General features: G+C 27.3%; 1 protein-coding gene. It reads right to left on the reverse strand.

The genetic code is table 11. From position 1 onward, the window contains the following. Positions 1–90: 90 nt before the first annotated feature. Positions 91–795 (reverse strand): tRNA pseudouridine(38-40) synthase TruA (gene truA / locus IE124_RS34185; RefSeq protein WP_189513949.1); only part of this gene is annotated, 705 nt, incomplete at its 5' end.

The following is a 795-nucleotide window of genomic DNA, read 5'->3' on the forward strand; positions in this document are numbered from 1 at the left end:
TTAGATCTGATTTATTAGTAATTCCACAATATTTAACTCTTACTCTTCTTATTTTTTTTTTGGTTTTCATTAAAAATATACTCCATTTTTTTATATATAAAATAAATGAGGTGGACCTATTGGTTCAATAGGTAATTTATTTTGTAATTCTTTATTATATATAACATCAACCAAATATAAACCTTGTGCTTTAGCTGTTATTCCTGCTTCATTACGATTTTTTTTTAATAAAATTTCATTGCACCAATTTCTTGACCGCCGACCATCCCCAATCTCTAATAAAACTCCAACAATATTTCTAACCATATGATGTAAAAATGAATTTGCTTGTATATCAATTATTAATATTGGACCATATCTACGTATTTCAATAAAATGTAAATTTTTAATTGTATTTATAGATTGACAACTTGAAGACCGATAAGATGTAAAATCATGTTTACCAACTAAACTTTGAGCAGCAATCTGCATTTGATTTATATTTAGAGGGGTTTTATGCCAAATCATCGTCTGATGTATTAAAGCTGATGGGATAAAATTATTATAAATTAAATATCTATATCTTCTAGCAATTGCTTTACGAGAATTAAAAGTCTCTGATACTTTAACAGCCCAACGAATCCTAATATCAATAGGTAAATTAAAATTAATACCCATTACCCATGATTTTTGACTTCGACAAATATGTGAATCAAAATGTGCTATTTGCCGTGTTGCATGAACCCCTGAATCTGTACGTGAACTAGCTTTTAAAGTAATTTTTTGTCCTGTAAATATTTTTAAAGCTTCTTCTAT

This window comes from Streptomyces narbonensis (assembly GCF_014649015.1).
In the GTDB taxonomy this organism is placed as follows: Bacteria; Actinomycetota; Actinomycetes; order Streptomycetales; family Streptomycetaceae; genus Streptomyces; species Streptomyces narbonensis.